The organism is Pseudomonas sp. PA1(2017), from assembly GCF_001945375.1.
Taxonomy (GTDB): domain Bacteria; phylum Pseudomonadota; class Gammaproteobacteria; order Pseudomonadales; family Pseudomonadaceae; genus Aquipseudomonas.
In genome coordinates, this window is sequence record NZ_MSXU01000009.1 from 711,175 (window position 1) to 724,233 (window position 13,059).

Consider the following 13,059-nt stretch of genomic DNA (forward strand, 5'->3'; position numbering starts at 1 on the left):
ATATGTTCATTAATGTCTCTGATGAAAGCATCGATGTAAGTGAGGGTTGGGAACGTGCCGACCTTGGCTTGATCGAGGAGATTTCCCATTATCCAATCGCTCTGATCGGTGACGTTCTTCAGCGCATGGGAATGATGGCTTCAGCGATTCATCATGTCGCTGGCAAGCCCTCCTTCTTTGGAACCATTATGCCCTTGCTGACGAGGGAGGGGGACAACCTTGCCATTCACCGTGCCTTGGATGATGCACAGCCGGGTGACGTACTTGTCGTCAACGCGAATGGTGAAACCAATCGTGCTGTCTTCGGTGATCTGTTAGGCGAGATTTGTCTGCTCAAGAAGGTTGCTGCTGTGGTGATTGACGGCGCCGTCAGAGACATCGAGGAGCTGGATGTGATGGGATTGCCCACATACGCTCGCGCTGTAAATCCAGCTGGCCCGTCGAAATACGGCCCAGGCCAGGTTGGTGCCCCAGTAGCTTGCGGCAACGTCGTATGCAATCCAGGCGATGCAATTCTTGGTGATCGAGATGGCGTCATAGTTATCAGTCGCCACATCCTTCCAACGTTGGCGGAAAGGCTCAAGACGCAAAATGACTTTGAGGTTTCTTTTCGTGAGCGCGTTCGTGCGTCCGTCGGCAATCGTTGATCGCGACATAACCGGTTCGAGTGGGCGTGGGAATGCCTGCCTAATAACGTATCGAGGCACTTGGCCAAGCTTCCGAGGCTGTCGGGTGTTACGAGAAAGCATTGAGGCTGAACCCGAAGATTGAGGGTTAGGGGAACGCTTGATGCTTTGCTGAATCCGCAAAGTTTCTGCCTGATCGGGCGAGTGATGATCCAGCGACCTTTGAGATCGTTAGCCCCAGCGGTTAGCAGAGCAATTGAGGTACGACCAGTCTGATCGTGCCATGCGATGCTAACCGGCGATTAATGAAACAGCAGTGAGAAGAGAGCATGAGTTAGGGAGTGTGAGAATCGCGAAATGAGGAGACTCCCATAACGTACTGTTTTTAAAGAGAAATTCTATGCCCTTCGATTAATGAGGAGACTTTTTGGAGGATAGTCTCCCGAAGAATCAAAAGAAAAGTGGAATGTCTACCGATTAACTCAAAGGTGAATCTAGGTTCCTGTGCCAATAGACATGAATCAAATTAATAAGAAGAAAAAACCTTACGAAGCGCCTTCAATACAAAATATATGCACTTAAAATTTAGATGGATTTTAAGGTCTGCGGCCTAGAATGGCTTGATTTATCAAATCGGAAGTTCTAATGGCTCGTCAATAAGTTCATATCAACTAATCGAGCACTCCTTCCTGCTTGACGCCGAAGCCGCGTCGTTACTGGTCTTAGTCAGATTCCTGAATTACAGTAAATTAAAAGAAAAAATAATTAGCCTCTATTGCCGAGCACAGAGGGGGTGTTGACTCAGGTGTTTGGAGAAGCAAGACTGTGTTCAATGTAAATACGAACATATGCATGACCCGCTCTTTAAAAATATAAAGCCTCCTAGCGTCGCCCAAATAAGTAACTAGCCATTAAACGAATTATGGAGACAACGCTAGTGAGCGACTCAGAGGAATCAGGTGCAGATGAACCTGGAATAATTCTGGGGTCAGACAGTTCTGAAAAAGATATAGCGAGACACCAGCAGGCCGCAAATAGATATTCAGTACTAAAGGACTTCATTGCAGGAAATATCAGTGCAAAGCGAGCAATGGAGGTTATAGGAGTTGGAAAGGCGCAGCTTTACAAGTTACGCAAAAAGATGCGGGGAGCAAACTCTTACCGCAGTCTATTAGCGACTGGTCCGGGCCGTAAGAAGGGGTTAAGTGAACAAGACCCTGAAGTACTAGCGCTAATCGAAGAGATGGTCCTAGAGGTCTATCCGAGGTATAAGAGCATTTCGGCAGTATGGAAGTCTTGCCAGGGTCAGGCTGATAATAGAAGGATTCCAAGACCAAGTTATCACGTCGTTAGAGCTTGGATGAAAAATCTGGGTGAGAAGAAACTATATGCCATGACTCACTCGGCTGAACAGGTTAAACAGCGATTTAAGCTAAAGCCTGGCTACAAGGAGGTAACAAGACCACTGCAATGGGTGCAGTTTGATCATACGAAAGTAGATCTAATGGTGGTCGATGAAGACGATAGGACAGTTGTGCTAGGAAGACCTTACATAAGCGTTGCCATCGACCTTTACAGTCGTGTGATCCTAGGTTTTTACGTCTCATTACTTTCACCTAGCGCTGTATCAGTCGGCATGCTTATGGAAAGTTGTGTTTTATCAAAAAAAGAACTTCTCCAAAGGCTCGGCCTCCCTGAACATCTCTTACCTTTTAGTGGGCTACCTGAAGTCATTCACACGGATAATGCAAAAGAGTTTATCTCGGATGTATTTGTTCTAAACGCGAAGGAGTTTGACATAAATGTGGTGCACCGCGATATACCACAAAAGCATCAGGGTGGCCACATAGAAAGCCTGATCGGCAAAATCATGCTTAAGAATATTCACCCGCTTCCAGGTACCACAGGTTCGAATCCAGTAGAGCGCAAACATCTTAACAGCGAGAAGGAAGCTGCGATTGGGTTGAATGGCTTACGCACGATACTTGCCTATCACATACACTCCTATCACAACATGGTCCATTCGGGAATCGGTGATACCCCTGCTAATGTTTGGAACGAGTGGTGCGAAAAAAATGATAATAAAATTCGTAGTTTGGACCCCAAGCTTCATACGAATTTTAAGTATAGGTTCTACCCCGAGATGAGTAAGCCTATCGTTGTCAAGGGGATTGAAATGATGAGGAGATACTATTCCAGTTCCGATTTGGCCGATAAGGTCGGTGACAGGGTGGTGGTCAAGTACGACCCGTACGACCTAGGTCATATATTCGTTAATCTAAATGGTGACTTCAAAGAGATTCCATGTGTTCGGAATCCATTCAACCGAAGTAGTGACTATGAGACCTACCAGTGGGGACGTCATGGGACACAAAAAGCCAGGGCAGGCACGATGACTAAGGAAGGTGCCCAATCTTACGCGAAAACTCAGTCAAAAGTGAAGAAGGAAGTGAGTCTAACGGCTGAAGAGAAAAAACAGAAAAAACGTGAGCAAAAGAGACAGAAAGGTGAGGAGGACTATAGGAGTCAAGCAAACGTCAATGCAGCGGATACACCAATTAGGAATGACCAGCCGACTGGTAAAAAAGGGAGCAAGCCTAAACCTAAAAAACCGTCGCAATCTAAATACTCAGTGAGACTAGATGAGTTTACAGATCAAAGTGACGCAGTTGACTTCGACCAACCGCCGACCTTCTACGATACCAACAAATCGTAATAAAGTGCGACTTGTTGGCAGGAAGGCTCTAGCCAGCTGAATGGATTCAGTTGTTGAGATATCTGGTCGCTGATAGCAACTACAAACAACTTATTAGCTGACACCTGAATGAGTTCGTCATTATGGCAGATTATTCACACGTCCATCCATCAGCCCACAAGTTTTTTTCCCTACCTGACGATCAACGATTAATAGCATGCTCGAATGATTTTTGGGTGCAACACCCTGGTGCGGAAAAGATCATGGCGGGGATCCAGCTCAAGATGAAGATGCGCAATAAGGTCAGTGCGCCCTGCATGTTGATCACTGCACCTGGCGGTGGTGGAAAGACAGCATTGATAGAGGAAATGAAGGCTAGGAATGCTAACAACGAAGACAAGATGATATTTGTCAGCATGCACCAAAGCCCTAGGTTTTGTACGAAAAGTCGGTACGGGTAAAATTGCCGCCATGATTGGCTGGAGGCCCGCATGGCAAAGCGTTACGAACTCTCCGACGCATCGTGGGAATTGATCAAGGATCTGGTTTCTTCAGAGCAGAAGATGGGTCGCCCACGCAGTGATGATCGTCTGGTACTCCACGCAATCCTGTGGATCCTCTGCTCGGGCGCTGCCTGGCGTGATCTGCCGGAACGCTTTGGGCCTTGGTCGACGGTGTATCAGCGTTTTCGTGACTGGCGCGACGACGGTACGTTCGACCGGATACTGGAGCGCTTGCACATCCGATTAAACCGGGAGGGACTGATTGATCTGGACACCTGGATGATCGATTCCACTGCGATACGTGCAACCCGAGCCTCTTCAGGCGCCGGGAAAAAAGGGGGCCTGAAGAACCGCTAGATCATGCTTTGGGGCGTAGTCGAGGCGGCCTTACTACCAAGATTCACATGATCTGTGACGCCAATGGTGTTCCATTACGCTTCATTCTTTCGCCGGGGCAAACCAGCGATATCGCTCATGCCCAGCCGTTGCTGGATCAGGTGCGAATTCCCGGTAAGCCGGGGCGTCCACGCAAACGCAGTCGCTGGTTACTGGCTGACAAAGGCTATGACGCGCAACACCTGCGCCATTACTGCGACCGCTACCGAATACAGCCGGTGATCCCGCTGCGTGCCATGCCCCGCAAGCCTCGGCCTGGCCTGCCCCGGCTCTTTGATCGTCCAAAGTATCGACAGCGAAACATCATTGAGCGGATGTTTGGCTGGCTGAAAGAGAACCGCAGAATAGGCACTCGCTACGACAAGCTGGCGAGAAGCTTCTCAGCCATGGTCACGCTGGCCTGCAGCCTGCGTTGCATGCGTCAGTACTTTTCGTACAAAACCTAACAGTTATACATTGAAAGAGCTAGTACTCGGTGAGCTTGGTGTCGGAGTAGGCCGGCATGCCCGACGCGGGCATAACATAACACCCGAGATGCAGAGCATAATCAAGTCAAAAAACATTCGAGCGATTGTTATTGATGAGATCCATGATGCGCTTACTCTGACCGAGAATCAGCAGCGCATCAACCTTTCACTGCTTAAAAACCTATCTGGTTCGGCTTATGGCCTGTCGGTGTTCGCATTTGGCATCCCTGCCGCTGCAAGCGTTCTACGACAAGATCCGCAATTGCAGCGTCGATACACAGTTGTCTCATTGCACGGCTGGGAAAACAATTCAGGCTTTCGAAATTTTGTTGCAACCTACATCCACCATCTACCCCTGAAAAAGAAAACGGACTTTAACGACCCAAAATTTTTCCAGCAAATAATGGATGTAGGGCAGGGTATTACAGATAATGTTGTGAAAGTTCTCCAAGCTTGTGCCATGGCTAGTATAATGGACAAGTCTGAGCATATCACTCGACAGCACCTAAACAACATAGAAGAAATCATGGAGGGTTTTTATTTCTCATTACGCGGAGCGGAGAGCTATCAGAACTACGAAGGCGAGTCAGATGATTGACGGTAAATTGTCAGGTCTGAAGCAAGAAATTCTATGCGACGTGCTTCAGGGGCGACACGGTTTTTATTATATTTGGCCGTCGCTCAAGCATGTCAATGATACCCTGGATCAAGTTGCGAGTTCTGTAGAGCCTAGGCTGACGATTCTCACGGGCGCGCCAGGTGCTGGAATTACATCCGCTCTAGATGTGTTCACAAGAAAATATAACACCAGGGTAATTAAAGTAATCCCTGCCATGGGGGCGCAAAACCTTAATCTGATAGCTCATATAATGCAGTCACTATTTCCAGCTAGTCAATCACCTGCACAAGAGGGATGCTTTCTTAAGCTGGCGGAGTTGTCATCTAAAAGCATAATTGTGATTGATGATGTGGAAACCATGCTGGATCTGAATGGGCTGGGTAGTGATTTGTTAAAAGAGATAAAAAGTCTGCATTCAGACAGAAAAAAATTTTCCTTCGTGATTTCAACTAGAAGACAAAGAATTATAAGTACGCATTTATTGAAGGAGGGAAATTTAGGTTCCCAGATCATGGTTGACGGAAGAGTTTCGTCTGACGAAGTCGATCATGTGATTCAAGAGTTTTATACCTTCTGCAATGATCGGTATGAGACCGAACTAACGGCGCCCATCTTGAGTACTCAGATCTTTTATGGGGCGAGCACTACGATAGACAGCCTTGTCTACATTTTGGAAACTATATTTTGTCTTTCTGTTTTACACGCGCCTTCAGAGTTTAATTACGAGACGTTCTTTCAAGTGCAAAGTAACGATGCTTCTGTAGGTGCTCTCGATCTCTGGAGGAGGGTTAGGGAGGAACTGCAAAATGCCGCGTTCACATGATGGGAGAACCACCTTGAATTTGGGTAAATTTTGGAAGATGGGAGTGCGGACGATAATTGAACCACTCATTGATGAAACACTATCTTCTTGGTTGTACCGAGTGAACGTCAGTCTAGGAATGCCTTTGAGATTTTACTCTAGCCCAAGCGTAGGTCCTGATCGGCCCTCTTTATCATCCGGTGGAGCCAGTATGGCCTTTTCTGATCCAGACATCGTGGGAGAAAACTTATTCCTGGAAGAGGTTGCAACTCAACTTAGTATTTCTCGCGGATGGTTGGAAAAGCGTTTTCCTCGAACAAATCGACCTACCGTGCCTGCGCAATATAGAAGATCATTTTGCATTCATTGCCACTCAGACTCAGTCAAGGCCGTGAATAATCCTATATGTAAAAGTAGCTGGTCATACTTAACTAAGCCGCAGTGTGAAATACATTCAGTGCCACTGATCGATTGTCACTTAACCGTCTCTGGAACTGCTGATTTTTCTGCTCAGACGTTGCTCTGGTATTGCAGTGTGCATTCCATTGAGCGAGAAGTTTATTTGTCTAACGATGCTTGCAAGCTTCGTTCAGCACTAGCTCTTAATGTACAGCGACGTATTAGTAGTCTTGAGGTTGGAGTGGATGTTTCGAAAGGTGCCTCCTCGGTCGAGATGTTTGTATTTACGCTTATGCGAGCCATGATGATGCCGCAAGTTCACCATTCGTATTCAAAAATAGCATTCAGGCAATGGGAGAGTCACAAACGATACGATACAAGGGGTACGTATATTAATTTTTTTCAAGAGATATATCGAAGCACATGCTTTATGAGAATTCATGCGCTTTATCTCTGTGGAATTATTCTAGGGTGGGTAGATGAGGACGAAGCGCAAGCAACCAATAAGATTGAGGGGTGGTATTCGCCATTCGCCGCCGATTTTATTTGGGGCATGCTTAAGGATTCAAAATTATTGCGATTGATGTTTACAGAGTTGAAGCGCTATGAAAGCTCAGCTTTAAACCTTAACCATTTAAGAGGTTTGCCGAGCCCCTATAGGAGTTCGTATTGTGAATAAATTATCTCTGATATATTGGAAGCCGGCCTTAGGTGTGTGTGAGCCTGGAGGCGATTTGTTATGGCAATCCAAGCTTTGTAATATACGAGTGCGCCTTGGTTAGGGCGGATAGTTATTTATCTTTCGCGCTAAGGCATGACGTTCAAAAAGAACGGTTGCCGAGTAGAATCTTGAATGAGGGCTTTGGTTCATTTGCTGAAGATGACGCAATCGGGCCATACGATGCATTGAAGAGCATACCTCGTGAGCACTATAAGAAGTTTCATTTCCTAATATTTTGTTTGCAGAGGTTTTTTATGACTTGGACAGGAATGAGCAAGCATTTATGTATGACTTGTACTGTGTTCCGATAGATATTTTGAGTCGAAGGCTTTCAGTTTCCATTGAAAAGGCAAATGCTTATTTTTCAGCTAACGCTGTGGCGTGGGTTGATCGACATTGCCTGTGATAGTAAGCCTGTTTTTTACTCGCAACCTTCGTCTGAGGTTATCTCGTGAGGAGAAAAAAATGTTTCCAGTGAAATTTCCCAACTGGAAACTGATTAGAAAGCTACAGCCCTCACCCCTGATTATTGGCGGTAATGGCCATTCGGTGTTTACGTCAAAAGATTTTTTTGCTGCACTTTGAGCGGTCCCTTTCCAGCTGACGCGTTTAGTCTGATGACCATCTCATGCGCTAACGCTTTCACCACCTGAAAGGCCACGCTCAGGTTTTTTAGGTATTCATCGGTAGCGCCGATATGATTTCATTCAACTCAGCCATTGCCCCTTCCATCTCCAGATCTTCTTCGACAATTCGCTTTCCTGCCCATGTGACAGCGAATAGCGCATCATCTATCTCGACAGCATCGACGGAGCAGATCAACTGTAATAGAGAATCACCTGTTACTTTAACCGTCTCGGCGCTTTCCCCAGCATCAAGCGCATTCCCACAACGCTCAAGTGCTCGGTTCTTCGAGCTGAATAATTCGAGCACAATGGCCTCGTCCCACTTGCCGTACGTGTGATGCGCGAGATCGGCCTGTCCATTGACACGGTTGACAAAGGCGTACCGCTCCGCGAGCGAGGCAATGTGCTCATTTAGCGGTCCACGGCGAATGAGCCATGCGCCGTTCGGACCCCGCGCGCTCAAATGGGGGACGAGGGCCATCTGTCTAATCCAGGGGGATCTAGAGAAAGCACGAACGCTCAAAGCCGGCCGTCCTAAGTGGATCATCGTGCTCCCACATTGGATTGTTGTTGAATCCCAGGTAGACCATTGTCCAAGTGGCTCTTGGATATCCATCAGCCTGATCAAAGCGGGTAGCAGTTTGCTGGACTTTTTGCTCAAGCCATGGAAGAGGGCGCGTTCAATTTCCTCACGGCTATCCTCGGTATCGGCCTTCAACAGTGCTTCATCGAACGGAACAAATTCGCTCACCAGCTGCCCGTCATGAATCATCTTCGCAACGGTGACCATCTCTTGCCCGTATAGCCGGAGTTGTTCATTTCTCAGAGGAATGCAATCAGTCTCTCGTGCGGCACGCCCAGCGCTCGCGTCGACGGAGATCGACTCGATCTTGCTTTTCCAGTCACAGCCTGGTCCAGACCACATCTCGACGGCATCTGCGAAGGCGACACCTGAGCTGTTTTTCTCCGGCGTGCCCGAGTAGTAACGAACGAGTGGTAACACGCCAAAAAACACCTTGCAGACAGTCCTTGTGTACGGCAGTCGTCCCTCAACCGCCTTCATCTCGATAACGAGGTCTAAATCACCACACTCGGGGGCGCCCCGTGCGTAGGAGCCGACGGCCCAGAGCGATGAAATGGTGACCACACTCGATTCGGCCGAGTTATCGTACGGATCTTTGTAATCGACCCTTCGCTCAGCGGCTTCTTCTAGCCGGCTTCAAATCTTCACGAGTTTTTTACTGAATGATGCCCGGGCGTATCGCTTTTCCATTGCAGCTGTTTTCCAAAAAGGAGGGCGTAATTAAGGGCTACATCTTACATGTGGCATGTGTACCCTGGCAGGGGTGATTTAATCCACCGTGAGACATTCAGCACCCAGTACGTGCAGATCATCATACAAGATATGAAATTCGAGATTGCTGTAGTACGATTCAACCGCTATCTGGGTAACCCCAAGCCATCAAGCTTTCTAGGAGTAACTATGTCGAAAATTGCCGAATTTAAAGCTCTCGAAGCTCAGCTCCAGGAAGTCCAGCAGCGCCTTGCTGGCCTGCAAAACGATGAAGGTCTTAAGCGTGAAATTGAATTTGAGAGTAAATTGCGCAAGCTTCTTGCTGAGTACAACTACTCACTCCCAGGTGTGATCGCTCTGCTCGATCCAGCAGCGGCCAAAGGTCGTCAAATCGTAGCCGCTAAGGCTGGCCGCCGTGAGCGGACCCTGAAGCGTTACAAGAATCCGAACACTGGTGAGGTGGTCGAGACCAAAGGCGGCAACCATAAAGTGCTTAAAGCCTGGAAAGAAGAGCACGGTTCTGACGTTGTTGAGTCCTGGCTTCAGTAAGATGAATGCACAAAGAGCCGCACTAGCGGCTCTTTTGTTTTTAGGGGCCACCATCGTGAAGCGTGCCCATGTCATGATTAAAGGCTATGAGTGCTAAGATCCCTATCTTTGAACTTTTGTAGACGACGATGCGTACCTCCCACGGCTCTCAATCTCTGAAAATAAATCTAGACTACTACAAGGGACACGAGTCTCTACTTGCTACTGGAGCATACAAAACTCTGGACACAGCCAAAAGGGTTGAGGGTTTTCAAAAGCATGGATTAATTCCACTTTCGGATTTTCTTAATTATTTCCTCATCCGGCGACAAGAAAATCCGAATTATAAGACATATTTGGATCGACTTAACCACATAGATAAAGCAAGTATGTGGCTTGAGGATATTCTTGATATAAATACTACAATCAACTGGAAATCGGGTAGTAACAGGGAGCAAGAGGGGGTTGGTGAGGCTGTCAGCCTTTCTGTTGCAAATTCTTTATTTGGTTTGACGGCTGCTGATTGGACGACAATACCAGAGCAGAAGGGGCGGAAGGCGCACCCTACATTTGATTTTGAACAAACTTTGGTTGGTATTACTTCCCAAAATTCCATTGTACAGATCGAGTCAAAGGGGAGCTTTGTTCAGGACAACACTCTGAACTCATCAGCAGTGAGTTCACACGCCCGGAATATTGTCAAGAAGAAAACCAGTATTGCCAGCAAGGGAACTGCTTACAAGCACCCTGCAATGGCCATGTATGGAATGATTGCAGCGATCGATCCAATGAATGAGGCTAAGTGCTGGTTACTTGACCCACCTGCTGACTTTCTGGAAGGCAACCCCCGAGACATAAAAGTTGCGACTCGGCTGGAATATGTCGCCTCAATAGTCTCTATGCTAGCACCAACTGCGAAGCTGCCTCATGCTTTACTAGAACGTGCTAAATTATGGCGAGAAGGGGCGGCATCGAAAAAAGTGGAATCACTTGAAGGGCACCCTTTTACAGGGGACAACTATGTGGAAACCTATCTGGCAAAAAGTAAGATTTTAATGAAAGACCAGGACATAGTTGGACAGGTTTATGTTGGCGAGTCTGGCAAAATATTCTTTCTCGGCTTACGTGGAGATTTGGTTCGCGCGGCAATCAAACAAGAGCCTGACGCAATCATCAATGCGCGATTTTTACCAAGCGAAGAAAAAACTGATTTTATAGCAGAACCTCTACTGATAAGACACTGGAAAAAAGGGTCGCCTCGCAAAGTATCCATAACGCTTTACACCGCATCTAGCGGAGTTGTGATTGGTCTTCCAAGTTAAATTCTCTTTCACTGGATATGACGCCGATTACCGACACCGGCTGTAGCTTTTTCGAAGACCGCTCTTAGAGATATCTGTTATGGGATGGATGTAAGTCATCAGCACCGTCCGGTTCGGGCCTGTCACGATGGGCGACTAGCGGCAAGAAGCGGCAGATCGGTAGGGGAGAGTTACAGGATACTTGTCTCCATTATCGACGTGTCCAGGAGGCCATGTACACTACTTAGAAAGGATCGCGCCGCTTCCGCTTTTCATTCAGGCCGTAGAGTGGCATCGACCCAATAGGCTGGCCGGAAATGGCGAGTTGTTTCTGCCGTTCTTCTACATTAATTGCAAAACATATGTAGAGCATCGCGGACCGTGCCATTTTCATGACCCGCATCGCTTTGGCTTCGAGCTCATCGCTGCCGATGGCAATGCCGAAGCCACTATTGTTCGTTCCGTTGATCATGAAGGGCTTGGCCCAGCCTTCACTTACGCGCAGATAAGTGTGCTCCAAGGCGTTGCGGATACTGTGCAGCTCACGAGCATCAGCTGCGGTCGTCTGTTTGAGCTGATCGTCAAATAACTCTTTAGATAGCCAGAACAAGCCACGAAGGGGCAAGTTATCGCGCTCCTCGAACTGCGGTAGCAGGCGCGCCTTTTTCTCGATCATCCAAACGTTCTTGAAGCTAATCCTGTCAGGTATCTTTCCTAGATTCCAATAGCGATCAACAAGGAAGGCTACCTTATCCAGTAGGGAGTAGGCGATGCGGAACGCTGTACGAATCCGCTCGCTTGCTAGTGAGTAAAGTGGATAGTCTAGCGTGTCGGTAAGTGTGACTCTGCGATCAGAGAAGTGAGTCTGTGTGCTGGTTATCCCCTCGAACAATAAGAAACGTGCCGAAACGTACTCTTGTTTCATCTGACTGAAGAGGCCAACGATTGGCGGGGGAAGGTGTCCGTCCGGGCGGTCACCAAACCCTTCAAGAAGAGGGGGCAACATTAGATCGTCCTCGGCTGCCGCAAGATGCGCTCCTAGGTCGTTCAGGGGACAAAGAAAAAGACGGTGTTCCAGACACCAGTGGCGATATGCGCGTTCGGTCTTCGACCGACCTTCATAGCCATGATCGAGGTTCTGCATCGTCCGAACTGCATCAATATCAACGACACCAGAGAGCTCCGCCGCTTGACTGGCGAAAAAGGTTAGTGGCGCTTGTGGATCCTCGGAGTCATACATCGCGTCATCAGCCATCGTAGAGCAAAAGCTATCGAATGCGTGTAAGGCTAGGATCGCGCGCTCATGACTGTCATCCACCATGCCAGCGTAGCAGCGGAGTCCAACACCACGATTGCCTCGTGCCATAGCAAAACCAGGAATAATCTTTAGAGCTTTGTCCCAGATAGCAATTGCATCGATCGTGCGACCGACTGTATTGAGGAGGTTTGCATGGTTGGTAAGAATCTGGCACTGACGCATTTTGCCGAGGCTTGCAAAGCCGGCATGGTTTGAGGCACGGGACAGTGCGAGCAGTTCCTCTTGCCGCTCGGACGCCTCCCATGACCAGGATCGCCGTACATTCCCTATGTAGGAGAGAGCCGACCAAGCATTAGCTCGAAAGTACTCTACCAGTGCGCCATCTGTCTCAATGAGCGCACGCTTGGATAACTCGTCAAGCAGATATAGCGCGCGTTTGGCAGCTCGCTCAAAAGAGGCGTCGAAGGCACCGTCAATCAGTTGACCGATGTGTACTAGCGCCTCGGCATCGCTCAATTTCGTGATGCTACGTTCGCATTGTTTACTGATGCTGTATGCGCCTGGATTGCTTGTCATCGCTTTCAATGCTCCATCGACATTGAGGTGCTTGAACCTCTGTAGACCAACTCCTGCCGTGCCGCGTAGGATACCTGCAATAGACACGCTCCGTGCGGATCGAGTACTGTCGCGAAAGTATTTCTTCTCGCACCTGGTTGAGCAAGCGATGCTGTCCATCCATGACGTATAGCTCCCTTATACGGTTATCAGAATGCCTCAGCCTATACACCAAAAGCGAGAGGAACAAGGAGTGTTATATCCCACGC

11 protein-coding genes are annotated in these 13,059 nt (G+C 48.1%); 9 read left to right on the top strand and 2 right to left on the bottom strand.

Annotated features, from left to right (window positions below):
* The first annotated feature begins 2 nt into the window (after positions 1–2).
* The 7 genes from BVH01_RS10420 (at position 3) to BVH01_RS24355 (ending at position 7,186) form a co-directional block, all read left to right on the top strand.
* On the top strand, positions 3–647 hold the full coding sequence (locus BVH01_RS10420; RefSeq protein ID WP_075930253.1) for an RraA family protein: 645 nt from the start codon (positions 3–5) through the stop codon (positions 645–647).
* A gap of 916 nt (positions 648–1,563) precedes the next feature.
* The gene (locus tag BVH01_RS10425; RefSeq protein ID WP_168177275.1) at positions 1,564–3,342 is read left to right on the top strand and encodes a Mu transposase C-terminal domain-containing protein; all 1,779 of its coding nucleotides are present in this window, start codon (positions 1,564–1,566) and stop codon (positions 3,340–3,342) included.
* A gap of 122 nt (positions 3,343–3,464) precedes the next feature.
* Positions 3,465–3,782, top strand: coding sequence for a TniB family NTP-binding protein (locus BVH01_RS25175; protein ID WP_168177276.1), 318 nt, complete (start codon positions 3,465–3,467; stop codon positions 3,780–3,782).
* A gap of 30 nt (positions 3,783–3,812) precedes the next feature.
* Positions 3,813–4,666 (top strand): IS5 family transposase gene (locus tag BVH01_RS24110; RefSeq protein ID WP_139317811.1). Its coding sequence is split into 2 segments (ribosomal slippage): positions 3,813–4,161 and positions 4,161–4,666, totalling 855 coding nucleotides; the frame shifts between segments, so codons are not numbered across the junction.
* Positions 4,667–4,676: 10 nt separating this feature from the next.
* The gene (locus tag BVH01_RS10445; RefSeq protein ID WP_139317812.1) at positions 4,677–5,285 is read left to right on the top strand and encodes a TniB family NTP-binding protein; all 609 of its coding nucleotides are present in this window, start codon (positions 4,677–4,679) and stop codon (positions 5,283–5,285) included.
* Positions 5,278–6,129, top strand: coding sequence for an AAA family ATPase (locus BVH01_RS24350; protein WP_139317813.1), 852 nt, complete (start codon positions 5,278–5,280; stop codon positions 6,127–6,129). Before BVH01_RS10445 ends, BVH01_RS24350 begins: the two co-directional genes overlap by 8 nt.
* A complete protein-coding gene (locus BVH01_RS24355) occupies positions 6,113–7,186 on the top strand; it encodes a hypothetical protein (RefSeq protein WP_139317814.1) in 1,074 nt (357 codons plus the stop codon). The genes BVH01_RS24350 and BVH01_RS24355 overlap by 17 nt, the downstream gene beginning before the upstream one ends.
* 714 nt (positions 7,187–7,900) lie before the next feature.
* On the opposite strand, the gene BVH01_RS10455 is transcribed toward BVH01_RS24355, so the two are convergent.
* Positions 7,901–9,001: a hypothetical protein gene (locus tag BVH01_RS10455; RefSeq protein WP_075930259.1), complete on the bottom strand. Its 1,101-nt coding sequence runs from the start codon at positions 8,999–9,001 to the stop codon at positions 7,901–7,903.
* 336 nt (positions 9,002–9,337) lie between these two features.
* Between BVH01_RS10455 and BVH01_RS10460 the strand changes: the two genes are divergently transcribed.
* Positions 9,338–9,697, top strand: a complete 360-nt coding sequence (locus BVH01_RS10460) for a histone-like nucleoid-structuring protein, MvaT/MvaU family (protein ID WP_075931004.1) — start codon at positions 9,338–9,340, stop codon at positions 9,695–9,697.
* 128 nt (positions 9,698–9,825) lie between these two features.
* Positions 9,826–10,998, top strand: a complete 1,173-nt coding sequence (locus BVH01_RS10465) for a hypothetical protein (protein WP_075930260.1) — start codon at positions 9,826–9,828, stop codon at positions 10,996–10,998.
* A gap of 223 nt (positions 10,999–11,221) precedes the next feature.
* On the opposite strand, the gene BVH01_RS10470 is transcribed toward BVH01_RS10465, so the two are convergent.
* Positions 11,222–12,811, bottom strand: a complete 1,590-nt coding sequence (locus BVH01_RS10470; protein ID WP_177344607.1) for an LA2681 family HEPN domain-containing protein — start codon at positions 12,809–12,811, stop codon at positions 11,222–11,224.
* Positions 12,812–13,059: the final 248 nt, after the last annotated feature.

Bases quoted from the DNA above. Each gene is read 5' to 3' on its own strand.
- BVH01_RS24350 (WP_139317813.1), top strand. From the start codon at position 5,278: ATGATTGACGGTAAATTGTCAGGTCTGAAGCAAGAAATTCTATGCGAC.
- BVH01_RS10470 (WP_177344607.1), bottom strand. From the start codon at position 12,811: ATGACAAGCAATCCAGGCGCATACAGCATCAGTAAACAATGCGAACGT.
- BVH01_RS24355 (WP_139317814.1), top strand. From the start codon at position 6,113: ATGCCGCGTTCACATGATGGGAGAACCACCTTGAATTTGGGTAAATTT.
- BVH01_RS10420 (WP_075930253.1), top strand. From the start codon at position 3: ATGTTCATTAATGTCTCTGATGAAAGCATCGATGTAAGTGAGGGTTGG.
- BVH01_RS25175 (WP_168177276.1), top strand. From the start codon at position 3,465: ATGGCAGATTATTCACACGTCCATCCATCAGCCCACAAGTTTTTTTCC.
- BVH01_RS10460 (WP_075931004.1), top strand. From the start codon at position 9,338: ATGTCGAAAATTGCCGAATTTAAAGCTCTCGAAGCTCAGCTCCAGGAA.
- BVH01_RS10465 (WP_075930260.1), top strand. From the start codon at position 9,826: ATGCGTACCTCCCACGGCTCTCAATCTCTGAAAATAAATCTAGACTAC.